Raw genomic sequence first — 23,171 nt, 5'->3', positions numbered from 1 at the left:
GAGGGATAGTCATGACCGAGAGCCAGCTTCCGCGCCTTGAGAGGGCCTATGCATCGATCGCCGAGCGCGCCGGCGCGCCGTGCGAGATCGCCCTCATGCTCGGCTCCGGGCTCGGCCATCTCGCCGATGCCGTGTCGGATGCCACGGTCATCCCTTACCAGGAGATCGAGGATTTTCCCGTCTCGACGGCCCCTGGCCACAAGGGCCAGCTCGTCATCGGCACGCTTCATGGCCGACGTGTCGTCGTGATGCAGGGACGGCTGCATCTTTTCGAGGGCTGGTCGCCGCGCGACATCGCGCTTGCCGTCTATCTGTTGAAGCGGCTTGGCGCGGCGACGCTGGTGGTGACCAATGCCGCCGGCGGTCTCAACCCCGACTACCAGGCGGGCGAGGTGATGCTGATCGAGGATCATCTGAACTTCACCGGCCATAATCCGCTGCGGGGCACGAACGACGAGGCGATCGGCCTGCGCTTCCCCGACATGTCGCGGGCCTACGACCCGTCGCTGCTCGACCTTGCCGCGCAGGCGGCCGGGCGCGCGGAGGTGACCGTCCGCCGCGGCATCTATGCGGGCGTGCTCGGCCCTTCGCTCGAGACCTCCGCCGAGCGCCGCTTCCTGCGCGCCGCCGGGGCGGACGCGGTCGGCATGTCCACCGTCACCGAGGTGATCGCGGCCAACCATGCGAGCCTGCCCGTCGTTGGCTTTTCGGCGATCACCAACCAGGCCACCGGCGGACCGGACCAGCAGCCCGACACTGTTGAGGACATCTTCGCCCATGCCGCCATATGCGGCGAGAAAATCGCGGCGGTCCTCACCGAGCTTCTGCCTGCCCTGCCGGGTGGGAAGGAGGGATGAGCAATGGCGGCGGACACCCCTCCGGTCGCTGAGCTTCTCGACCTCTCCGGCCGGACGGTGGTCGTCACCGGGGCGAGCGGGGGGATCGGCGCGGGCATCGCCCGGCGTCTCGCCGAGGCGGGCGCCAATGTCGTCTGTCACTACCACGGCAACCGCGCGGCGGCGGAGGGTCTCGTTTCGCAAATCGCGCAAGCGGGTGGGAAGGCTGCCACCTGCCAGGCGGACCTTGCCGAAGAGGCCGATGCCGAAGCGCTCGTCCGTGACGCTGTGGAGCAGTTCGGCGGCCTTTACGGCGTCGTGAATTGCGCAGGAAACCAGCCGGTGGAGCCGTTCACGGATATCTCGCAGGCGAGCTGGGCGCGGATGATGGCGGTCAATGCCGGCGCGCCGTTCCTGCTCACACGCACCTTCGCCGGGCATGTGCGCGCGTCGGGTTCCGGCGCTGGCGCGGTGGTCAACATCGCCTCGATCGAAGGGCACCAGCCGGCGGAGGGGCACGCCCACTACGCGGCGTCGAAGGCGGCGCTCCTCATGTTCACCAGGGCGGCGGCGCTGGAATTGGGTGTGCTCGGCATTCGCGTCAACGCCATCTCGCCGGGGCTTGTTCACCGCGAGGGCATCGAGGAAGTCTGGCCGGAAGGTGTTACCCGATGGAAGAAGGCTACACCGCTCGGCCGGCTCGGCCAGCCGGAAGATGTTGGAGATGCCGTGCTCTTCCTCCTCTCCGACGCCGCGCGCTGGATCACCGGTGCCGATCTGGTAGTCGATGGCGGCGTCAGCACGCGCCCGACATGGTAGATCAGGCCAAAGCCTTCAACGCCCCATTACGCTCGATAAAGGCAACGACATCTTCGAGCCCATTGCGGCGGGAGAGGTCCGTCATCACGTAGGGGCGCCCCTCGCGCACCTTTTCGGTGTCCTTCCGCATCACGTCGAGATCGGCGCCCACGTGGGGTGCGAGGTCGGTCTTGTTGATGATAAGCAGGTCCGAGCGTGTGATGGCGGGGCCGCCCTTGCGCGGGATCTTTTCGCCTTGGGCGACGGAGATAACGTAGATCGTCAGGTCGGCCAGGTCGGGCGAGAAGGTGGCGGCCAGGTTGTCGCCGCCGCTTTCGATCAGCACCACATCGAGGTCGGGGAAGCGGCGGTTCAGGTCGGCGATTGCTGCGAGGTTCAACGAGGCATCCTCGCGGATCGCCGTATGCGGACAGCCGCCGGTCTCCACACCGATGATGCGGTCTTCCGAGATCGTCTGCAGACGGGCGAGGATGAGGGCGTCCTCCTTGGTATAGATATCGTTGGTGACGACGGCCATGGAATAGCGCTCGCGCATGGTCTTGAGCAGCATCTCGCACAGGGTCGTCTTGCCGGAGCCGACAGGCCCGCCGATGCCGATGCGCAGGGGTCCGTTGGGTGAGGTCATGAGCGGAAAATCCTCGTGGAAAGCGTTTCGTGTTTCATGGCCGCGATGTCGGCGGCATAGGCGGCCGAGCCAAGGTCGTTGAGGCTTGCCTTGGCGAGCGTGTCCCCAGTTGCGGCGATCAGCGGCTCCAGCGCCGCCAGGATGGCAAGCCCATCGGTCTGGCCGAGCGGTACCAGCCGGATGGACACTGAAATCTGCGCCTGGGTGTAGGCGGTGAGGAAGGCGATCAGCGTCTCGGCCGCTGCGATACCGCCTGCGCCGGCAACCGCGCCGAAGGCGACCGGGTAGGGGCAGGGATCGGGAAGCCGGCCCAGCACCGGGTTCGGCCACGCGCTTGCCGCCTCCATGAACGCCTTACCCGTCACCAGCATCTCCTCGTGCCGCTGGCGTGCCGGGGTGAGCGCCAGGCAGTGCTCGGCAAGCTCCGTCAACTTCGCCGTGTACCGATGGGCGCGGCAGGCCTCGGCTGCCAGGATCGCGTCGTTGCGCGCCGCGCCGCCTCGCAGGCTGCCCTCGATCCAGTTTCGCGTTGTGGCGGAATCGGTTATGCGCTTTTCCTCGATTGCCGATTCAAGACCGGCCGAATAGGCGAAGGCACCCACCGGAAAGGCCGGTGAGGCCCAGGCGAGCAATCTCTGGAGGGCCTGCGTGTCAGCCATGATGGTGGTGGTGCTCGGCGTCGTGATCGTGGTGATGGTGGCCATGTGAATGGCTGTGATAGGCGCCGCGTTCCGGCGAGAAGGGCGCGGTGATCTCCCGCACCGTCGCGCCGAGGCCGAGGAGCATGTCACGGATGACGTGGTCGCGGCCGATGAGGACGCGGTCCTCGTCGATCTCGGTGGGCAAGTGGCGGTTGCCCAGGTGCCAGCACAGCTTTGCCAGATGGTTCCTGTCGCGCGCCGTCACCTCGTAAAGCGCTTCCTCGGCGGCGAGGATCTCCACCAGGCCTCCATCCTCCAGCACAAGCGCATCGCCGTTGCCTAGCGCCACTGCCTCGTGCAGGTCGACGACCACCTCGCCACCCTCCTTGAGCGTGAGAAGCTTGCGGCGCAGGTGGCGTTCGTCATGGGCGAGCACGATATGACCGACGGGGGTGCCGTCGAATTCTCCGGCATGGACGTGCGAAACGGCGCGGGGCATCTGTTTTCCTTTTCGGGCTTGCCGCCGGTTCAACTGGGCGTGTCGAACAGCGTGGCGATCCAGATGGCTTCATAGGCCATATTAATAGCCACCATGGCGAGATGGAACTTGCGAATGGCGATCCGCATCGCCATCAGGCACAGGATGAAGAAGACCGGCGTGCTAACCAACAGCTCTATGCGGTACTCGTCGAAATGCGTCTCGCCTTTGATGTATGTGTCGACGACGTCGAGAATGAGGGTGGAGGCGAGCAGGCCGAAGAACCACTTTCGACGGTTGAGAAAGAAATCCTCGTAGTTTGCGTATTCTCGGATGTCGTCGGGGAACAACAGCACGCTCATCAGGAAGAGCACGACGGAGTAGATGATGAGGAAGAAGAAGACGCCGAAGGACCAGTGCCGGATGCCGTAGAGCGCTACCTCCCACCACCAGAAATGCACCAGCATCAAGAGCATGGTTGCGACCCAGGCGAGGTGGATGGTGGAGATGCTCTCCCGGGCCGGGTGCTGGACGAAGCGGGCGATGCCGGCCAGCAGGCGGGTGATGCCCATGCCGATGATGATGCCCATGACGATGCGGATATGCGGGAAAATCTCCACGCCGGTCAGTTCATGGTCCATCGCATCCTGCTGATATTGCCGTCATGGAATCTCCCCCTCGCGCATGGTCAGGCGCGCCAAGTGTGCGTCAGCGGCAGTCGTGGTGCAAGGAAAAGCCCCGGCCGCGTCAGCGCCGCCGGGGCTCGGATTTTGCCGGATAGTGCAGTCAGGCGGCGACCGCTTCGCCCGCCCGCAGATTGTCCAGAATATTCTGCGGCGAGGAGACGCCGTAGGGATCGGTCTCGCAGTTGTCGGCGAAGCCCTCCTCCTTGAACCATTGCTCTATGACGCCGTCATTGACGACCGCCGCATAGCGCCAGGAGCGCATGCCGAAGCCAAGATTATCCTTGGCCACCAGCATGCCCATCTTGCGGGTAAACTCGCCCGAGCCATCCGGGATGAGCTTGATGTTCTCGATGCCTTGCGTTTTGCCCCAGGCATTCATGACAAAGGCGTCATTGACGGAGATGCAGTAGATCTCGTCGATGCCCTCCGCGTTGAACTCGCCATAGAGCTTCTCGAAGTCAGGAAGCTGGTAGGTGGAACAGGTGGGGGTGAAGGCACCCGGCAGTGAGAAGAGGACGATCCGCTTACCGGCGAAATAGTCGGCGGTGGTCTTCTCTTCCCAGCGATAGGGGTTCGGGCCTTCGATGCTTTCATCGCGCACACGCGTGCGGAAGGTCGCGTCGGGGACTTTTCTCAACCTCATGAATACAATCCTTCGACAACAGATGAACCAGCCCCGGAAAAAATCGGGGAGGCTGCAAACTTGGTTCTGGTCATGATCCGGCGCGGGGGAGGACCGCGCCGAGTACGGCACTGCAATAAATCATTTTGCAGGTGCGAAGCCAAGTGCGGCAAAGCGCCGATTCTGTTGAGAGAGCGGAGAAAGCCGAGGCTTTTGCGGTCAGTGCCGCGAAAGTGCCATGGAGGCGCCGGAGGCGATCAGGACGCCGCCGACCAGGCGGTTCAGATGCACGAACACGCGGCCCGATTTCAGCAGCTTACCGAGAAGCACGCCGGCCACGACGTAGAGAAGGACAGCGACCACCTCGAGGAGGAGAAAGACGGCGCCCATTGCCGCGAGCTGGCTCCAGGCCGGGGCCGGGGCCGTGATGAACTGCGGGAAGAAGGCGGTGAAGACGGCGATTGCCTTGGGATTTGAGATGGCGATGAGGAAGTCCCGCCGCATCAAGAGCCTTATGGCCGATTCCTCGGACTGCGCCGCGGCTAGCACCCGCGCCTTGCGCCAGAACTGGATGCCGACATAGACGAGATAGGCAGCGCCGACGAATTTGATGATCGTGAAGGCTGTGGCGGAGGTGGCGAGCACGGCGCCGAGGCCGAACACCGTGATCAGGATGAGCAGGGCGAAGGCCGGCATGCGGCCAAAACCGCCCGCCATGGCGCGGAGGAGGCCCAGCCGCGCGCCATTCGAGAATGCCAGCATGTTGTTCGGCCCAGGCGCGCAGTTGAGCGCGAAGCAGGCGGGGATGAAGATGGACCAGGCGATCATGGCGTGTCCCAGTTGGTTGGAGGCCCGACGTTAAAACAGGAAATACCGCTGCGCCATGGCTAGCTCCGTCGCCGGCTCGCAGGTGAGCAACGTGCCGTCGGCGCGCACCTCGTAGGTCTCGGGGTCGACCTCGATATGCGGTGTTGCATCGTTCAGCAGCATTGCCTTCTTGCCGATCCGCCCGCGCGTGTTCTCCACCGCGAGCATGCCCTTATCGACACCCAGCTTCTCCTTCAGCCCGTCTTCAAGCGCGGCCCTGGACACGAACGTGACGGAGGAAGCCGAGATCGCCTTGCCGTAGGCGCCGAACATCGGGCGATAGTGCATGGGCTGCGGCGTGGGGATGGAGGCGTTGGGATCGCCCATGGGGGCGGCGGCGATGGTGCCGCCGACAAGGATCATCTCCGGCTTGACGCCGAAGAAAGCCGGGTTCCAGAGCACGAGGTCGGCGCGCTTGCCCACTTCGATGGAGCCGATTTCCCTCGACATGCCGTGGGCGACGGCAGGGTTGGTCGTGTATTTGGCGATGTAGCGCCTGACGCGGAAATTGTCGTTGTCGCCGGTCTCCTCGGGCAGTCGGCCGCGCTGGCGCTTCATCTTGTCGGCTGTCTGCCAGGTGCGGATGATGACCTCGCCGACGCGGCCCATCGCCTGGCTGTCGGAGGCGATGATGGAGAAGGCGCCCATGTCGTGCAGGATGTCTTCCGCGGCGATGGTCTCCTTGCGGATGCGGCTCTCGGCAAAGGCCACGTCCTCGGGGATCGAGGCGTCGAGATGGTGGCAGACCATCAGCATGTCGAGATGTTCTGCGACGGTGTTCACCGTGTAGGGCCGCGTCGGGTTGGTGGAGGAGGGGATGACGTTTTCCAGTCCGCACACCTTGATGATGTCCGGTGCGTGGCCACCGCCCGCGCCCTCGGTATGATAGGCGTGGATAGTGCGGTTCTTGAAGGCGCGGATCGTGTTCTCCACGAAGCCGCTTTCGTTGAGCGTATCCGTGTGGATCATCACCTGCACGTCGTAATCGTCGGCCACATTGAGGCAGTTGTCGATGGCGCCAGGCGTGGTGCCCCAGTCCTCATGCAGCTTGAGCGAACAGGCGCCGGCCAGAACCATTTCTTCCAAGGGCGCGGGCAGTGAGGCGTTGCCCTTGCCGGCAAGTCCGATGTTCATCGGGAATGCGTCGAAGGACTGGATCATGCGGCCGATATGCCAGGCACCCGTGCAAGTGGTGGCGAGCGTGCCGTGTGCCGGGCCGCTGCCGCCGCCCAGCATGGTGGTCACCCCGCTCATCAGCGCTTCTTCGATCTGTTGCGGGCAGATGAAGTGAATATGCGCGTCGAAGCCGCCAGCCGTGAGGATCTTGCCCTCGCCGGCGATGGCTTCGGTGGAAGGGCCGATGACGATGTCGACGCCGGCTTGCGTGTCCGGATTGCCGGCCTTGCCGATGGCAGCGATGCGGCCGTCCCTCAGTCCGACATCGGCCTTGTAGATGCCGGTCACGTCGACGATCAGCGCATTGGTGATGACGGTATCGACCGCGCCGTCCGCGCGCGAGGCCTGGCTCTGGCCCATGCCGTCGCGGATCACCTTGCCGCCGCCGAACTTCACCTCCTCGCCATAGACGGTGAGATCCTTCTCCACCTCGATGAAAAGCTCGGTATCGGCCAGCCGCACGTGATCGCCCGTGGTGGGGCCATACATGTCGGCATAGGCGGCGCGGGAGACTTTTGCGGGCATCAGAGCTTTCCCATGATCTTCTGCTGGAAACCATACACCTTGCGCGCGCCGGAAAGCGGCACCAGCCGCACCTCGCGCGTCTGGCCGGGCTCGAAGCGGACCGCCGTTCCAGCGGCGATGTCGAGCCGCATCCCGCGCGCCTTGTCGCGGTCGAAGGAGAGCGCTTCGTTCACCTCGAAGAAGTGGTAGTGCGAGCCGATCTGCACAGGCCGGTCGCCGGTGTTGCTCACCTCCAACATTAACTGCTTCGCGCCAGCGTTGAGCTCGATTTCGCCCGTTTTCGTAATGACTTCGCCCGGTATCATGAGAAATTGATTCCTTTTCGAGTTGTCAGCCGGCGAAGGCCAGCCACAGACCCGCCAGCGCCGTGGCTAGGCCTGCGATGCGGGTCAGTGTGCCACCTGTGACGTCGTTCTGCCGGTGGCCGAAGGCGAGGCCCGCCGCGATACCGGCGGTATGCAGGAGCACGGTGGCGAGGGCGAAGCCGGCGGCGAACGGAAGCGCGCCCGCGGTGCCGAGCTCGCCGCCATGGGCATGGCCGTGAAAGAAGGCGAAGAAGGCGACGACGCCGGCAACACCCGCTAGGGGCAACGGAATGGCAAGCGCTACCATGAGTCCGACAAAGACCGCGGAAGCGAGGATCACCGGCTCCACCAGCGGCAGCGGCGCGCCGAGAAGGGCGGCGGCGAAGCCGAGGGCCATCGTGCCGACGAAGGCGGCCGGCACCAGCATCAGCGCGCGCTGCCCGAGCGTTGCCGCCCACAAGCCGACGGCCACCATCACCAGAATATGGTCGAGGCCGAAAAGCGGATGCGAGAAGCCGGCCATGAAGGAGCCGTGCTCGGCCGGGTTCAGGTGTGCGAAGGCGGGCGCGGTGGCGGAGAAAAGTGCCGCGGCGGCGAATGCGATACGTTTGAACATGCGGGGTCCCCCTCGGAGTTCGTGGTCAGCGGATGGGTTCGTGAACGGTGACGAGCTTGGTGCCGTCGGGAAAGGTGGCCTCGACCTGGACGTCGTGGATCATCTCGGCAACGCCCTCCATCACCTGGTCACGGGTGATCACGTGGGCGCCGGCTTCCATGAGCTCGGCGACGGGGCGGCCGTCGCGCGCGCCCTCGACGACAAAATCGGTGATCAGGGCAATCGCCTCGGGATGATTCAGCTTGACGCCGCGCTCCAGTCTGCGGCGGGCAACTTGTGCGGCCATGGCGATCAGCAGCTTGTCCTTTTCGCGGGGCGTCAGGTTCATGGCGGTCTCGTTTCCGTTTTAGATGGTCCACAGGCGGGGCAGGGCGCCGGCGCCTGACAATAATGCGATGGCCGGCGCGAGTGTGCGCCGCAACATAAGACCCGAAGGGGCGAGAATGCGCAAGATGAGGCGTTCGCCGATGGCGCTTGCCGCCGCATGCGCGTGTGGCGCGATCATCGCCCGCAGCGCCTCCAGCTTCTCCTCGGCATCGGGCGTGACGGCGAGGAGGGTGGCGAAGGCGTTGTGGCCGGACAGCAGCGAAAGCCCGTCACGCTCGAAATCGTCGCCGGTGAGCCGCGTCGCCTCGGCATGGATGAGCCGGCCTGCGCGAAAGATACGCCAGCTGTCCTTGAGCCGCGCCGAGCGGGCCGCCTCGCCCATTGCCTCGCGGCCGAGAAGCACGGCCTCGACCGCGGTGAAGGTGGCGCCCTCATCCAGGTTGACTGTCAGTGTGCGGTCGAGACGGCTTGCCTCGAACAGGATTGTCTCCTGCGGCAGCCAATCGACATGCGCGCCGGCGCCGACGCGCAGCGCCGTCGATACCCGGGCGTCATCCCCGGTCGAGCGGTAGATGCGTTCGCAGGCTTGCGTGGTCAGCACCAGTTTCGTGCCCGCCGCCGCTTTGGCTTCCCATTCGACCCGGTCGCCGCCGGTGAGGCCGCCCGAGGTGTTGATCAGCACTGCCTCCAGCGCCGAACCGTGGCCGCGCGGCAGGCGGATTTTGCAGCAGCCCTCCTGATAAAAGGTGTCGAGGCAGGTTTTTTCGCTGCGCAGCTTGGCGCCAAGCTGGCCGGCACCGCGCGAGCGCTGCATGGGAGGGGAGAGATGGAGTGGGGCGGCGGTCATGACGTGCGCTTGATATCCATACCGCTAAACCATCAAATGCCGCTTTACTTCCGGCTTATCGAGATCGGATGCCGGCCCGGAATGGAGGATTTCGCCCCGGTCCATGACGTAGATACTGTCGGCCAGTTCGCGGCAGAAGTCGAGATACTGTTCCACCAGCAGGATCGTCATGCCCAGCTCGTCGCGCAGGAATTGCAGTGCCCGGCCGATGTCCTTGATGATGGAAGGCTGGATGCCCTCCGTCGGCTCGTCGAGGATCAGCACCTTGGGCCGTGTCACCAGCGCCCTGCCGATGGCCAGCTGTTGCTGCTGGCCACCGGACAGGTCGCCGCCCCGCCGGGAAAGCATCTCTTTCAGCACCGGAAAGAGGGTGAAGACCGTGTCGGGAACAAAGCGTTCGCCCGCCTTCAGCGGCGCGAAGCCTGTCTGCAGGTTCTCCCGCACCGTCAGAAGCGGGAAGATCTCACGACCCTGCGGCACGTAGCCGAGGCCGAGGCGGGCGCGCTTGTAGGGTGGGGTCTTGCCGAGTGCGGCGCCGTCGAAGCGGATCTCGCCCCTGGAGATCGGGTGAACGCCGGCGATAGCCCTGAGCAGCGAGGACTTTCCCACCCCGTTGCGGCCGAGGACAGCGGTGATGGCGGCGGGGGCGGCTTCCACGCTCACCGATTTCAGCGCCCGCGCGGCGCCGTAGTAAAGATCGATCCCGTCGACGGCGAGTGCCGTTGCCATCCTCACCTCCCCAGATAGCTTTCGATGACGCGCGGGTCGGCGCTCACGTGGTCGAGGCTGCCCTGGGCCAGCACGGATCCCTCGGCCAGCACGGTAACGCGCGCGGCAAGATCACGGATGAAGCTCATGTCATGCTCGATCACGACGACTGAGCGGGACTTGGCGATCTCCCTCAGAAGCTTCGCCGTTTCCACCGTCTCGGCATCGGTCATGCCGGCCACCGGCTCGTCGACGAGGAGCAGCTTCGGGTCCTGGGCGAGCAGCATGCCGATCTCCAGCCATTGCTTCTGCCCGTGGCTGAGGTTCGCGGCGCGTTCCTCGCGGCGCTCCGTCAGCCGGATGGTGGCGAGGATGTCTTCCAGGCGCCCCACGTCTTCTTTGGAGGGGTGGTAGAACCAGGCGGAGAAGACGTCGCGCGGCTTCTTGAGCGCTAGTTCCAGATTGTCCCACACCGTGTGGCTTTCGAAGACGGTGGGTTTCTGGAATTTCCGGCCGATCCCCAGTTCGGCTATGGCCGCCTCGTCGAGCCGCGTTAGGTCCACATCGCCGGCGAAGAAGACCTCGCCCTCGTCCGGCCGTGTCTTGCCGGTTATGATGTCCATCATGGTCGTCTTGCCGGCGCCGTTGGGGCCGATGATGGCCTGGAGCTCGCCGTGCTGGACGATCAGCGACAGGTTGTTGATGGCCTTGAAACCGTCGAAGGAGACGGAGACGCCGTCGAGATAGAGGAGAGGGGGATGGTTCTGATCCATGGACGACACCTACTCCGCTGGCGAGGGTTCGGGCGCGGCATCGCTGCCGTCCTCCGCCTGCGCTGAAACGCGCTGCGCCTTCAGAGCCGTCCATCCCTGCGCCAGCGCACCGACGATACCCTTGGGCAAGAACAGCGTGACGGCGACGAAGAGCCCGCCCAGAGCGAACAGCCAGAACTCGGGGAAGACCCCGGTGAACCAGGACTTACCTGCGTTCACCAGTACCGCGCCGACGATCGGTCCGATGAGCGTCCCGCGCCCACCGACGGCGGTCCAGATGACGATCTCGATGGAGTTGGCCGGCGCGAACTCGCCCGGATTGATGATGCCCACCTGTGGCACGTAGAGTGCGCCGGCGATGCCGGCGATGACGGCCGAGGCGGTGAAGGCGAAGAGCTTGTAGTTGTCGACGCGGTAGCCGAGGAAGCGTGTGCGGCTTTCCGCATCGCGCACGGCGACCAGCACCTTGCCGAGTTTCGAGCGCACGATGGCCGAGCAGACGATGAAGGACAGCGCCAGGGCAATGGCCGAGGCGGCGAAGAGGGCGGCCCGCGTCGAGCCTGCCTGGAGGGGCGCGCCGAGGATGTCCTTGAAGTCTGTCAGGCCGTTGTTGCCGCCGAAGCCCATGTCGTTGCGGAAGAAGGCCAGGAGCAGCGCGTAGGTCATCGCCTGGGTGATGATGGAGAGATAGACGCCCGTCACGCGGGAGCGGAAGGCGAACCAGCCGAAGACGAAGGCGAGCACCCCCGGCACGAGCACGACCATGATGGCGGCGAACCAGAACATGTCGAAGCCGTACCAGAACCACGGCAGTTCCTGATAGTTCAGGAACACCATGAAATCGGGCAGGACGGGGTTGGCATAGACGCCGCGGTCGCCGATCTGGCGCATGAGGTACATGCCCATGGCGTAGCCGCCGAAGGCGAAGAAGGCCCCGTGGCCGAGGGAGAGGATGCCGCAGTAGCCCCAGACTAGGTCGAGCGCCAACGCCAGCATGGCGTAAGTGAGGTATTTTCCGAGCAGCGGCACGAAGTGATTGGGCACGCGCAGCGGGTGGCCGACGGGCAGATAGAGGTTGGAGGCAGGCACGGCGACGGCGATCGCGATGAGGATCGCCACCACCCATATGGCCTTGCCATCGAAGGCGCGCAGGAGCGTTTTCGTGATCATGCGTCCACCGCCCGGCCCTTGAGCGCGAACAATCCGCGCGGGCGCCGCTGGATGAAGAGAATGATGAAGACGAGAATGAAAATCTTGGCGAGCACGGCGCCGGCGTAAGGCTCCAGGAACTTGTTGGCAACGCCCAGCGTCAGCGCCCCCACCAGCGTGCCCCACAGGTTACCGACACCGCCGAAGACGACAACCATGAAGCTGTCGATGATGTAGCTCTGGCCGAGATTGGGCGAGACGTTGTCGATCTGCGAGAGCGCGACGCCCGCCATGCCGGCGATGCCGGAGCCAAGACCGAAGGTCATGGCGTCTACCCAGGGGGTGCGGATGCCCATGGAAGAGGCCATGCGACGGTTCTGGGTCACAGCGCGCATCTGCAGGCCAAGCGGCGTGCGGTTGAGTACGGCGAGGAGGACGGCGAAGACCACGAGCGCGAAGACGATGATCCACAGCCGGTTCCAGGTGATCGACAGGCCGGCGAGATCGAAGGCGCCGGACATCCAGGAAGGGTTCCCGACCTCGCGGTTGTTGGGGCCGAAGATGGTGCGCACGGTCTGCTGCAGGATCAGGCTGAGGCCCCAGGTGGCAAGCAGTGTTTCGAGCGGCCTGCCGTAGAGCCAGCGGATGATGCCGCGCTCGATGGCGATGCCGACGAGCGCCGTGACCAGGAAAGCGAGGGGCAGGGCGATGGCCAGCGAATAGTCGAAAAGGCCGGGGAAGGAGGTGCGGATCACCTGCTGCACCGCGAAAGTGGTGTAGGCGCCCAGCATGACGATCTCGCCATGGGCCATGTTGATGACACCCATCACGCCGAAGGTGATGGCAAGGCCGATGGCCGCCAGAAGGAGCACGGAGCCGAGCGACAGCCCGTACCAGACGTTCTGCAATCCGTCCCACATGGCAAGCTCGCGCTCGATGCCGGCGATGCCGCGTTCGATGACCGGCTGAAGCTCGGGCGCGGCGGAGGAGCGCGCGCCCGTCAGCATCGCCAGCGCTTCGCGGTCTCCCCGCGCGGCAAGGAGGTCGATGGCGGCCACCTTCTCCTCGATGCCGGCATCTGTCTTGACGATGATGCCGGCACGGGCCGTCTCCATCATCGTCTTCACCTGCGGGTCTGTTTCGGCGGCGAGTGCCGTGTCCAATAGTTCCAGGGAATCGGGATCGGCGTTTCTCAAGAGGCTGCGCGCGGCCCTGAGGCGCACCGAGGGGCTGGGGCTCATCAACGTCAGTTGCCCGATGGCGCTGCGGACAGCGCGGCGCAGCCGGTTGTTGACGCGGATTTTTTCCAGCGCAGAGGAAGGGGCGGTGCCCAGCTCTTCGCCGGTGAGCGCGTCGGTCAGCGTATAGTTGCGGCCTGAGCGCTTGCCAACGATCACGCGGCCATCTTCTTCACGCACGTAGAGGTCGCCTTCGCCCAGTGCGTTGAGCAGCCCCGCCACGCGTTCGTCGCCGGTGGCGGCGAGATCGAAAATCACCTTCTCGCGGTCCGAATAGTCGCCCTCGGGCAGGGCGCTGACGAGGGATTCGACATCTTGGGCGAAGGCGCCGGGTGCTACTGCAATCAATAGCGCAAGCGCGATGAGGAGCTTCGAGATGAGACGGGTCGGGTGCATCGTCTTGGTATCCACCGCTGCGGGGATGCTTTTGCTCTTTCGCACCCCTCGCGGGAGATGGCCGTCAGGCCAGAGGGGGCGTGAAGGGGCGCGGCCTTCGCCGCGCCCCGGCCGGTCAGCTCGCCCCACCGCAGCTCTTCGTCTCGGTGTTGTAGTTTCCGCAGCTGATCGGCGCGGTCCAATCCGCCTCGATCATCTTCGATTCGGGCAGGAAGTCCGACCAGGCGTCACCCGGCACCACCTCTTCCGTCTCCCACACCACCTCGAACTGGCCGTCGTCCTGGATCTCGCCGATCAACACCGGCTTGGTGATGTGGTGGTTCGGGAGCATCTTGGCGATGCCGCCGGTAAGGTTCGGCGTTTCCAGCCCGATGATGGCGTCGAGCACCGCATCGGTGTCGGTCGTGCCGGCCTTCTCGACCGCCTGGACCCACAGGTTGAAACCGACCACATGGGCTTCCATCGGATCGTTGGTCACGCGGTCCTCGTCGCCGATGAACTCGCGCCACTTGGCGATGAACTCCTCGTTCTCTGGCGTGTCGACGGACTGGAAGTAGTTCCAGGCGGCCAGATGCCCCACCAGCGGCTCCGTGTCGATGCCGGCAAGCTCCTCCTCGCCGACCGAGAAGGCGACGACGGGGATGTCTTCCGCCGCGATACCTTGGTTGGCGAGCTCCTTGTAGAACGGCACATTGGCGTCACCGTTGATGGTGGAGACCACCGCCGTCTTCTTGCCCGCCGAGCCGAAGGCCTTGATATCGGAGACGATCGTCTGCCAATCGGAATGGCTGAAGGGCGTGTAATTGATCATGATGTCCTCGGCGGCCACACCCTTATCCATCAGGTATTGCTCGAGGATCTTGTTGGTCGTGCGCGGGTAGACGTAGTCCGTGCCCGCCAGCACCCAACGCTCCACGCCTTCCTCGTTCATCAGGTAGTCGACGGCGGGGATGGCCTGCTGGTTGGGGGCCGCACCCGTGTAGAAGACGTTGCGCTGGCTCTCCTCGCCCTCGTACTGAACGGGGTAGAAGAGGATCGAGTTCAGCTCCTCGAAGACCGGGAGGACGGACTTGCGGCTGACCGACGTCCAGCAGCCGAACACGGCAGCAACCTCGTCGACGGAAATCAACTCACGCGCCTTCTCGGCGAAGAGCGGCCAGTCGGAGGCGGGGTCGACGACGACCGCCTCGAGCTTCTTGCCGAGAAGCCCGCCCTTCTTGTTCTGCTCGTCGATGAGGAAGAGCATCGTGTCCTTCAGCGTCGTCTCGGAGATCGCCATGGTGCCCGAGAGCGAATGCAGGACGCCGACCTTGATGGTCTCCTCCTGTGCGTAAGAGATGCCTGCGGAAAGGCTCACGGAGCCGGCGAGAGCCGCTGCGAGAACCGCGCGGCGGGTAAATCTGGTGCTCATCTTGATGTTCCCCTGCGAAAGATCGATTGGGCCGAAAGGTCGGGCCGGGGGAAGTTTGCAATCATGAGCACACGCCTCCTATACGTCGAACAACGTAGGTGAACCGGCGGGGAGGGTTGCTCCGGGCGCGAAAGACCCGGTTTCCGCGGCGTTCCCGGCTGGAAGAGAAGCGCACAATTTTTTGGCATATTGCAGAATTGATGAAAAAGTAGTCATCTAGGGTGGGCCAGGGGGCAAGCGGCCCCACGCCGGCACCATAGTTGAACAGGTAAAGAAGGCGCGCCGGCTCAAGGGTTGCCACAGGGGGACGTTAGAACAAGGCAATGGCGCGGCAGCGGATTCTTCCTATCAGGCGCGAATATAACCGCTGGGTCGCCAACCAGACGCTGGAGGACTATGCGCTGCGCTTCACGGCGAAGAGCGCCCGGCGCTTTTCCAGCCAGCGCATCTCGCAAACGGCCATCGGCGCCATTTCCTTTCTGGCGCTGGAGGCGATCGGCGGGGCGATCACGCTCTCCTACGGCACCGCCAATGCGATCGCCGCCATCGTCGTCGCCAGTATCGCCATCCTGGCGGTCGGCGTGCCGATCTCGCGTTATGCCACACGCCACGGCCTCGACATCGATCTTCTGACGCGCGGTGCGGGTTTCGGCTATATAGGCTCGACCGTCACCTCGCTGGTCTATGCGAGCTTCACCTTCATCCTCTTTGCCATCGAGGCCTCGATCATGACAGGCGCGCTCAGGCTCGCCTTCGGCATTCCGCCATGGATCGGCTACATCATCAGTGCCGTGGTGGTGATCCCGCTGGTCACCCACGGGGTGAAGCTTATCAGCCGCTTCCAGCTTCTCACCCAGCCTGTCTGGATCGTGCTCAACATCCTGCCCTTCCTCTTCATCGCCTGGCTCGATTGGGAGAAGTTCGACCTGTGGCGCGCCTTCCCCGGTATCCACGAGGTGCCGGGCAGTATCTCCGCGCTGGAGGTGGCGAAGTTCGGCGCGGCGTCGGCCGTCATCCTGGCACTGATGACGCAGATCGGCGAGCAGGTCGATTTCCTGCGCTTCCTGCCGGCCGATGGCGAAAAGCGTAAGCGTTACCGCCTTGGCGTCTTTCTCGCCGGCCCCGGCTGGGTGCTGGTCGGCGCGCCAAAGCTTCTGGCGGGCTCGTTCCTTGCCGTTCTGGTGCTTTCGACCGGCGTTGCGCCCGAGCATGCGTCGGAACCGGCGGAGATGTATGCCGCGGCATTCGGCTATATGATCCCCAACGAAACCCTGGCGCTGGTGTTGATGGCGATCTTCGTCGTCGTCTCGCAGCTCAAGATCAATGTGATGAACGCCTATGCGGGCTCGCTCGCCTGGTCGAATTTCTTCTCGCGCCTCACCCACAGCCACCCCGGCCGCGTGGTCTGGCTGGTCTTCAACGTCGCTATCGCGCTCCTCCTGATGGAGCTCGGCATATACCGGCTTCTGGAAGCGACCCTCGCCATCTTCTCCATCGTCGCCATGGCGTGGCTGTGCACGGTCTCGGCCGATCTCTTCGTCAACAAGCCGCTGGGGCTTGCCCCGCCCGGCATCGAGTTCAAGCGCGCGCATCTCTACGACATCAACCCCGTCGGCCTCGGCTCCATGTCACTTTCGGCGGGTATCGCGCTCGCGGCGCATTTCGGCGCCTTCGGCCAGATGGCCGCGGCGCTTGCTCCCTATATCGCTCTCGTGACGGCCTTCATCGCAGCCCCGGCCATCGCCTATGCTACCGGCGGCAAATACTATCTGGCGCGCAAGCCGCGCAGGGCCTGGGCCGGCAAGGGAGCGATCACCTGCTCCATCTGCGAGCACCCGTTCGAGCCGGAGGACATGGCCTGGTGCCCGGCCTACGCCGCGCCGATATGCTCGCTGTGCTGCTCGCTCGATGCGCGCTGCCACGATCTGTGCAAGCCTAAGGCCAATGCCAGGGCGCAGGCCATGACCCTTGCAGAGAGCCTGCTGCCGGCCCTGGCGGTGGAAAAGTTGCAGACGCGGCTCGGCAAGTTCGGCATGGCGATGGTGTTTGCCGTGGCGCTCCTCGGCGCCATCCTGGCACTGGTCTACTCCTTCGCCACGAAGGTCGCGCCGGAGACGGCGGATGTGGTGGGCGGAACGATCCTCGTGGTCTTTTTCGCCTTCTCGGTGGTCGCCGGCATCGTCGCCTGGTTCCTGGTGCTCGCGCACGACAGCCGCAGGATAGCCGAGGAGGAGAGTGCGCGGCAGAACACGCTTCTCCTGAGGGAAATCTCGGCGCACCGGAAGACCGATGCCGCATTGCAGATGGCCAAGGAGAAGGCGGAAGCGGCCAATCGGGCCAAGAGCCGCTATGTCGTCGGTCTTTCGCATGAGCTGCGCACGCCGCTCAACGCCGTCCTGGGTTACGCTCAGATATTGGAGCGGGAGGCGGCGGCGCCCGCTCCCTGGCGCTCCTCGATCAGCGTCATTCGGCGCAGCGCCGAGCATCTGTCGGGCCTGATCGATGGCCTGCTCGACATCTCAAAGATCGAGACGGGGCGGCTGCAGGTCTATTCCAACGAGATCAACCTGTACGATTTCCTCGACCAGATCGTCGGCATGTTCCGCCTGCAGGCCGAGGCTAAGGGGTTGGCCTTCCAGCACAAGCGCGATCCGGGCCTGCCGCAATATGTGCGTACGGACGAGAAGCGGCTGAGGCAAATCCTCGTCAACCTTCTTTCCAACGCCATCAAGTTCACCGACAGCGGCCATGTCGACTTCACGGTCGGCTACCGTTCGGAGGTGGCCACCTTCCGGGTCGCCGACAGCGGCCCCGGCATCGGCGAGAGCGATCTGGAACATGTCTTCGAGCCCTTCGTGCGCGGCCCGGCCGAGCGCAACCGCCTGTCACCGGGGCTTGGCCTCGGCCTCACCATCACCAGGCTCCTGACGGAGACGCTGGGGGGCGAAATCACGGTCGAAAGCGCCCCGGGAGTGGGTTCGACCTTCCAGGTGCGCCTGATGCTCGCCAAGGTCGACCGGCCGGCGGCTTTCGCCGCGCAGGATCTCATCGTCAAGGGCTACAGAGGCGCGCGCCGTACGGTCATGGTGGTGGACGATAATGCCGAGCACCGCGAGATGATGCGGCAGATGCTGCAGCCGCTCGACTTCACGGTGTTTACCGCCGTCGACGGACCGGACTGCCTGACGATGATCGAAAGCGCGCGGCCGGACCTCGTTTTCGTCGACATTCTCATGCCCGGCATGACGGGCTGGGAGCTGGTCGAGCGGCTGCGCGAGAAGGGCTTCTCCGCCCCCATCGTCATGCTGTCGGCCAATATTGGTGATGACATCGCCAAGACCAACCGCGACGCCGGTCACAACGACGCCCTGGCAAAGCCCTTCGGCCTGCGCCAACTGCTCGAAAAGATCGCCGCACAACTACGGCTCGAATGGATCGAGGGGGTGGAGACGCCGGTGCCTGCCGCCGAGGGCAATGGGCTCTGCTCACCCGGCGCGGGCCATGTGCGTGAGCTTCTGAGCCTCGGCAAGATCGGCCATGTGCGCGGCATCGACCGCAAGCTGACGGAGCTTGGGGCCACGCCCGAGAACACACCATTGGTCGAGCGTTTGAGGGCGCATATGGAAGTCTACGACTTTGCCGGCTACACCAAGCTTCTGGAAAGCGTGAGCGAGCATGAGTGACGTAATCCCGGAAGGGGAGATCGTTCTGGTCGTCGATGATTCACCCGAGGCGCTGGGCTTCCTTACGCGTGCGCTGGAAGAGGAGGGCATCACCGTGCTGGTTTCCACCAGCGGCGAGGCAGCCTTGAGCATCGCCGGGAAGGTGACACCGGACGTCGTGCTCATGGATGCCATGATGCCCGGCCTCGACGGCTTCGAGACGTGCCGCCGGCTCAAGGCGCTGCCGGGCACGGCGCATGTCCCGGTTATCTTCATGACAGCACTGACGGAGACCGAACACGTGGTGCACGCGCTGGAATCGGGCGGCGTGGACTACCTTACCAAACCCATCAACCTGGAGGAGATGCGTGCGCGCATGCGCGTGCATCTGGCCAATGCGCGGCGCACGCAGAGCGCGCGTGTGGCGCTGGATGCGGCGGGAAGGCATCTGATCGCACTGTCGTCGACGGGTGAGGTGCATTGGTCGACGCCGCAGGCGAACAGGCTCCTCAACGCGCCTGAGGCCGGCGAGGGAGTGCTTACGGCGCTTCAAGAGCGGATGCGTCAATGGTTCGGCGGGCGCGACCCGGCGGCGCTCACCGGCGAAAGCCTGACGCTGAGGCTTGCCGATTCGAGCGATCTGCAACTCGTGTGTCTCGGCATGATCGCCCCTGACGAGCATCTCTTCCGCCTAGTCTCCCAGGGCGGCGCCAAGGAAGAGGAGACGCTGCGCCAGCATTTCGGCCTGACGCTCCGGGAAAGCGAAGTGCTGGTGTGGATTGCCCGAGGCAAAACCAACCGCGACATCGCCGACGTCCTGAAGCTGAGCCCACGCACGGTGAACAAGCATCTCGAGCAGATTTACGTGAAGCTGGGCGTCGAGAACCGTGCCTCGGCTGCCGTCAAGGCAATGCACGTGCTGACCTGAGCGCTCTGCCTAATCCCTATGCCGCCCGCGCCCGCTTGAATGTCCGGGCCGCGGCAGCGAGCGCCTTGGTGGCCTCGACGGTCTCCCGCGCGGCGTACCAGTAGCGCTCCTTCAACTCGATGTTGAACAGCACCCCTTGCGGGAAACGGCACTCGGCTACGATCGCCTCCCACGGAATGTCGCCCCACCCCACCGGCAGATGCAGATCGCCGTGCCCATAGGCGAGGCGCTCGCCTTCGGTGAACATCCATATGTCGTCCTGGCGGCCGAAGCTGTCGTGGATGTGCAGATGGCGCGCCCAGGGGGCGAGCGCCTTGATCTCGTCGAGGAAGTCCTCCCGGCGGCCGTCGAAATCGAGCTTCAGATAAGCATGGCTGAAGTCGAGCGTGGCGAGCACGTTGGGATGGTCGATAGCGGTCAATTCGGTCGCCAGCCGCGCCGGGGAGGAGGCATGAACCTGCCCGTCGTAGCCTCCGAAGAGCGTTTCGACGCAGAGGATCAGGCCGTGGCCGGCGGCGATGTCTCCGGCCCGCGACAGCCATTCGCGCTGCCGCCCGTACGCCGCCTCGATGCTTGCGGCCTGTTGCGCGCGGACCAGGCCCGAATGGACGACATAGTGCTCGGCCCCAATCGCCGCACTGGCCTCGACGGAGGCCTCCAGCACTTCCAGATGACGCGGCAGGCGCCAGGCTTCGTCCATGAAGTTGATGGAAAGGGGACCGTGCACCGAGTAGACGAGCTTGCGCCCGGCGCAGGCATGTTTGAGGGCATCGAGCTGCGCCTTGCGGATGCGGCCACCAACCACGACGTCCATGTCGAAGAGCGGGAGTTCGACCGCCTCGACGCCGAGCTCCTCGATTGCGTTGAGTTCATCGGCGAAATCGCTGAGGTCGTTGGCGCGCTTGCGCGCGGAAATGCCGGTTCCCGTGATCCCGTTCGACAGCACCTTCTTGCTCCTTCTCTTCAGGCGCAGCTACATTGTCGCGGAGATTGATCAGCGTATGTGTCAGTGGTCTGACAATGGAAGACATTTCACGGAAATCGGTGCGGTCGGGCGTTCATGCTCCTTCCGATTCCACCTGGCCGATTCCATCCAGGCACGTCCTGCTCTAAGGTCTCGCGAAGTGCGATTCCTGGAGAAGAGGCGAGGCGATGATTATCGAGCGGGACGAGATGGAGCGGGGCCTGTTTGTCGGGCGGGTGTGGCGGCCGGATGTGCAGGGGCCGGCGCTGGTGGTGCTGCGCGAGGGGCGGCTGGTCGACATCACGTCGCGCGCGACCCCGACGATGCGCGACGTGATGGAGTTCGACGACCCGGCTTCCCTCGTGGGCGGTGCCGAAGGCGAGGATCTCGGCTCGCTGGAGGAGATCGCCCAGATGTCGGCCGAAGGAAAAGGCGCGGCCGACCGCCTTCACCTCCTCGCCCCGTGCGACTTGCAGGCCGTAAAGGCGTGCGGCGTCACCTTCGCGCGTTCGATGATCGAGCGCGTCATCGAGGAGAAGGCCGCCGGCGATCCCGCCAAGGCGGCGGCGATCCGGGAGCGGGCGGGTGCCATCATCGGCACGAGCCTCCAGAGCCTCGTGCCGGGCTCGCCCGAGGCCGAGCGCGTGAAGCAGGCCCTCATGGAGGAGGGTGTGTGGTCGCAATATCTCGAGGTCGGTATCGGACCTGATGCCGAGGTCTTCACGAAAGGCCAACCCATGTCGGCGGTCGGCTGGGGCGCGGCCGTCGGTCTGCACCCGGTCTCGCATTGGAACAACCCCGAGCCGGAGGTGGTGCTGGCCGTCGACAGCCGAGGCGTTGTGAAAGGGGCCACGCTCGGCAACGATGTGAACCTGCGCGACGTGGAAGGCCGCTCCGCCCTGCTTCTCGGCAAGGCAAAGGACAACAACGCTTCCTGCGCCATCGGTCCTTTCATTCGTCTCTTCGACCGCAGCTATGGCATCAAAGACGTGCGCGCCGCGGAGCTGGAACTCGGTGTCGAGGGCGAGGACGGCTTCGTGCTCAAGGGCCAAAGCTCCATGAGCGAGATCAGCCGCGACCCGCTCGACCTGGTCTCCCAGACCATCGGCCGGCATCACCAGTATCCCGACGGCTTCGTCCTGTTCCTGGGAACGCTCTTCGCCCCGGTCGAGGACCGCGATGCGCCGGGACAGGGGTTTACGCACAAGAATGGCGATGTGGTCACCATCTCGGAGCGGCATCTGGGCCGGCTCGTCAATACGGTTCGCCTGTCCACCGAATGCCCCGAATGGACCTTCGGCACCGCCGCCCTCATGCGCAACCTCGCCGGGCGCGGCCTTTTGTGAGGAGTAAAACCACCCGCGCTTCGCCAGCCGCATTCCCGCTTTCAAAAAACGCAAAACTTGCGTAAGAGGGGAAAACCTCCTTTGCACGAGGCGGAGCACCCATGACCATAACCCCCCGGCGCCCCAACCAGGCCGATATCGCGGCCCGTCTGGGCGTGTCGGTGAGCACCGTGTCGCGGGCGCTCACCAACGAGGCGGGGGTCAGCGAGACGGTGCGGCGCGACGTGCACAAGGTCGCCCGCGCGCTCGGCTACAAGAGCAAGCACACCGGCGTCGTCAATCTCGACCGGCGAGCCGTCGCGTTGGTGCCGCTGGGCGGCGCCACCAGCGGCATGTCCGGTTTCTATGTGGGCATCGCCGAGGGCATGCGCGCGGCGGCCGAGGAGGCGGGGTTGGCGCTCGACGTACGGTTGGTGAACGAAGCCCAGGTGCCCCTCGAACTCATCGAACGTCATCTCACGCAGTCGGAAGCTAATGGTGTGCTTTTGGCGGGCATCGATGCCTGGGAAGGGCTGGTCTCCTGGTGCGTCGAGAAAGCCGTTCCCACCGTGCTGGTCAACGGCACCGATCCCTTGATGCGATTGAGCTCTGTCGCGCCCGCCAATTTCTACGGCGCCCATCTCGCCACGCAGCGCCTGCTGGACGCCGGCCACCGCCGCATCCTGCACTATACGCACGGCCTGCGGCCGACCATTCTCGAGCGCCGCCGCGGCTTCGAGACCGCCATGGCCGCAACCGCCGATGCGGAGGCCGTGGTGCTGAGCACCGGCGAGCGCAGCCCTGGCGAGCTGGCCCAGGACATCCTTGCCGATCGCTACGGCGTGACGGCGCTTTTCTCCTGGAACGATCTCGCCGCCGTCGAGATCATCGAGGGGCTGCATGGCGGTAGCGGCGTGCTTCCGGAGACCTTCTCCATCGTCGGCTTCGACGACCTGCCGCTCGCCGCAATGACGAGCCCTCGGCTATCGACGATGCGCGTCGACCGCGAGGCCATCGGCCGCGGCGCCATCCGCCTGCTCATCCGGCAGATGGAAGGCGAGACCGCCGTGCAGCAGCTGGAGATCGGCGTCACGCCGGTGGAGGGGCAGACGATCCGGCACGTGGGCTCGTAGGGAGCTTGCTTTCAAGCCGGCTCGATATCTCCAGCTACGCAGTCGTTGATTGCAAAATTTGCGTTATTGCAAATTGTGCTTGGTCTCATAATCTCGCGCCCGAACGGAAGGAGA

Annotated in this window: 23 protein-coding genes; 6 read left to right on the top strand and 17 right to left on the bottom strand. The window is 64.9% G+C overall.

Features of this window, described 5'->3' with window-relative positions; all coding sequences use genetic code 11:
- Nucleotides 1-11 precede the first annotated feature (11 nt).
- Both GPJ75_RS08905 and GPJ75_RS08900 read left to right on the top strand, forming a co-directional pair.
- Entirely contained in the window at nucleotides 12-857 is an 846-nt protein-coding gene (locus tag GPJ75_RS08905) for a purine-nucleoside phosphorylase (protein WP_163267252.1), read from the top strand.
- Nucleotides 858-860: 3 nt separating this feature from the next.
- Nucleotides 861-1,655 carry an SDR family NAD(P)-dependent oxidoreductase gene (locus GPJ75_RS08900; RefSeq protein ID WP_163267250.1) on the top strand — a complete coding sequence of 265 codons (795 nt, stop codon included), beginning with the start codon at nucleotides 861-863 and terminating at the stop codon, nucleotides 1,653-1,655.
- A gap of 1 nt (nucleotide 1,656) precedes the next feature.
- Here the strand turns inward: GPJ75_RS08900 and ureG are convergent, their stop codons facing one another.
- The 16 genes from ureG to urtA form a co-directional block, all read right to left on the bottom strand.
- Entirely contained in the window at nucleotides 1,657-2,280 is a 624-nt protein-coding gene (gene ureG / locus GPJ75_RS08895) for an urease accessory protein UreG (protein ID WP_163267248.1), read from the bottom strand.
- Complete coding sequence (locus GPJ75_RS08890; protein ID WP_246248987.1) at nucleotides 2,277-2,984, bottom strand: urease accessory protein UreF; 708 nt, start codon at nucleotides 2,982-2,984, stop codon at nucleotides 2,277-2,279. Before GPJ75_RS08890 ends, ureG begins: the two co-directional genes overlap by 4 nt.
- On the bottom strand, nucleotides 2,932-3,420 hold the full coding sequence (locus GPJ75_RS08885; protein ID WP_163267246.1) for an urease accessory protein UreE: 489 nt from the start codon (nucleotides 3,418-3,420) through the stop codon (nucleotides 2,932-2,934). Before GPJ75_RS08885 ends, GPJ75_RS08890 begins: the two co-directional genes overlap by 53 nt.
- Before the next feature lie 29 nt (nucleotides 3,421-3,449).
- On the bottom strand, nucleotides 3,450-4,040 hold the full coding sequence (locus GPJ75_RS08880) for a hypothetical protein (protein WP_163267244.1): 591 nt from the start codon (nucleotides 4,038-4,040) through the stop codon (nucleotides 3,450-3,452).
- A 145-nt stretch (nucleotides 4,041-4,185) separates the two neighbouring features.
- The gene (locus tag GPJ75_RS08875) at nucleotides 4,186-4,728 is read right to left on the bottom strand and encodes a peroxiredoxin (protein ID WP_163267242.1); all 543 of its coding nucleotides are present in this window, start codon (nucleotides 4,726-4,728) and stop codon (nucleotides 4,186-4,188) included.
- 198 nt (nucleotides 4,729-4,926) lie between these two features.
- Nucleotides 4,927-5,535: a LysE family translocator gene (locus GPJ75_RS08870; RefSeq protein WP_163267240.1), complete on the bottom strand. Its 609-nt coding sequence runs from the start codon at nucleotides 5,533-5,535 to the stop codon at nucleotides 4,927-4,929.
- A 30-nt stretch (nucleotides 5,536-5,565) separates the two neighbouring features.
- Nucleotides 5,566-7,275, bottom strand: coding sequence for an urease subunit alpha (gene ureC / locus GPJ75_RS08865; protein ID WP_163267238.1), 1,710 nt, complete (start codon nucleotides 7,273-7,275; stop codon nucleotides 5,566-5,568).
- Nucleotides 7,275-7,580, bottom strand: coding sequence for an urease subunit beta (locus tag GPJ75_RS08860; RefSeq protein ID WP_163267236.1), 306 nt, complete (start codon nucleotides 7,578-7,580; stop codon nucleotides 7,275-7,277). Before GPJ75_RS08860 ends, ureC begins: the two co-directional genes overlap by 1 nt.
- Nucleotides 7,581-7,605: 25 nt before the next feature.
- The gene (locus GPJ75_RS08855) at nucleotides 7,606-8,196 is read right to left on the bottom strand and encodes a HupE/UreJ family protein (protein WP_163267234.1); all 591 of its coding nucleotides are present in this window, start codon (nucleotides 8,194-8,196) and stop codon (nucleotides 7,606-7,608) included.
- Between the two features lie 25 nt (nucleotides 8,197-8,221).
- Nucleotides 8,222-8,524 carry an urease subunit gamma gene (locus GPJ75_RS08850; RefSeq protein ID WP_159590232.1) on the bottom strand — a complete coding sequence of 101 codons (303 nt, stop codon included), beginning with the start codon at nucleotides 8,522-8,524 and terminating at the stop codon, nucleotides 8,222-8,224.
- 18 nt (nucleotides 8,525-8,542) lie between these two features.
- The gene (locus GPJ75_RS08845) at nucleotides 8,543-9,370 is read right to left on the bottom strand and encodes an urease accessory protein UreD (protein WP_163267232.1); all 828 of its coding nucleotides are present in this window, start codon (nucleotides 9,368-9,370) and stop codon (nucleotides 8,543-8,545) included.
- Nucleotides 9,371-9,394: 24 nt separating this feature from the next.
- The gene (urtE, locus tag GPJ75_RS08840; RefSeq protein ID WP_163267230.1) at nucleotides 9,395-10,099 is read right to left on the bottom strand and encodes an urea ABC transporter ATP-binding subunit UrtE; all 705 of its coding nucleotides are present in this window, start codon (nucleotides 10,097-10,099) and stop codon (nucleotides 9,395-9,397) included.
- Nucleotides 10,100-10,101: 2 nt separating this feature from the next.
- Nucleotides 10,102-10,851, bottom strand: coding sequence for an urea ABC transporter ATP-binding protein UrtD (gene urtD / locus GPJ75_RS08835; RefSeq protein ID WP_163267228.1), 750 nt, complete (start codon nucleotides 10,849-10,851; stop codon nucleotides 10,102-10,104).
- Between the two features lie 9 nt (nucleotides 10,852-10,860).
- The gene (gene urtC, locus GPJ75_RS08830; RefSeq protein WP_163267226.1) at nucleotides 10,861-12,021 is read right to left on the bottom strand and encodes an urea ABC transporter permease subunit UrtC; all 1,161 of its coding nucleotides are present in this window, start codon (nucleotides 12,019-12,021) and stop codon (nucleotides 10,861-10,863) included.
- Nucleotides 12,018-13,634 (bottom strand): urea ABC transporter permease subunit UrtB, encoded by a 1,617-nt coding sequence (gene urtB, locus GPJ75_RS08825; protein ID WP_163267224.1) that lies wholly within the window; start codon nucleotides 13,632-13,634, stop codon nucleotides 12,018-12,020. The genes urtC and urtB overlap by 4 nt, the downstream gene beginning before the upstream one ends.
- Before the next feature lie 115 nt (nucleotides 13,635-13,749).
- Entirely contained in the window at nucleotides 13,750-15,045 is a 1,296-nt protein-coding gene (gene urtA, locus GPJ75_RS08820; RefSeq protein ID WP_163267222.1) for an urea ABC transporter substrate-binding protein, read from the bottom strand.
- 323 nt (nucleotides 15,046-15,368) lie between these two features.
- Between urtA and GPJ75_RS08815 the strand changes: the two genes are divergently transcribed.
- Both GPJ75_RS08815 and GPJ75_RS08810 read left to right on the top strand, forming a co-directional pair.
- Nucleotides 15,369-18,728, top strand: a complete 3,360-nt coding sequence (locus GPJ75_RS08815; protein WP_163267220.1) for a hybrid sensor histidine kinase/response regulator — start codon at nucleotides 15,369-15,371, stop codon at nucleotides 18,726-18,728.
- A complete protein-coding gene (locus GPJ75_RS08810; RefSeq protein ID WP_163267218.1) occupies nucleotides 18,721-19,635 on the top strand; it encodes a response regulator transcription factor in 915 nt (304 codons plus the stop codon). The genes GPJ75_RS08815 and GPJ75_RS08810 overlap by 8 nt, the downstream gene beginning before the upstream one ends.
- A 16-nt stretch (nucleotides 19,636-19,651) precedes the next feature.
- On the opposite strand, the gene GPJ75_RS08805 is transcribed toward GPJ75_RS08810, so the two are convergent.
- Nucleotides 19,652-20,581, bottom strand: coding sequence for a sugar phosphate isomerase/epimerase family protein (locus GPJ75_RS08805; RefSeq protein ID WP_163267216.1), 930 nt, complete (start codon nucleotides 20,579-20,581; stop codon nucleotides 19,652-19,654).
- A gap of 206 nt (nucleotides 20,582-20,787) precedes the next feature.
- Between GPJ75_RS08805 and GPJ75_RS08800 the strand changes: the two genes are divergently transcribed.
- Nucleotides 20,788-21,945, top strand: a complete 1,158-nt coding sequence (locus tag GPJ75_RS08800; protein WP_163267214.1) for a fumarylacetoacetate hydrolase family protein — start codon at nucleotides 20,788-20,790, stop codon at nucleotides 21,943-21,945.
- Between the two features lie 101 nt (nucleotides 21,946-22,046).
- Nucleotides 22,047-23,057, top strand: a complete 1,011-nt coding sequence (locus GPJ75_RS08795; RefSeq protein WP_163267212.1) for a LacI family DNA-binding transcriptional regulator — start codon at nucleotides 22,047-22,049, stop codon at nucleotides 23,055-23,057.
- Nucleotides 23,058-23,171 lie beyond the last annotated feature (114 nt).

This window comes from Chelativorans alearensis, from assembly GCF_010993735.1.
Lineage (GTDB): Bacteria > Pseudomonadota > Alphaproteobacteria > Rhizobiales > Rhizobiaceae > Chelativorans > Chelativorans alearense.
This window is presented reverse-complemented; position numbering and strand designations above follow the sequence as displayed.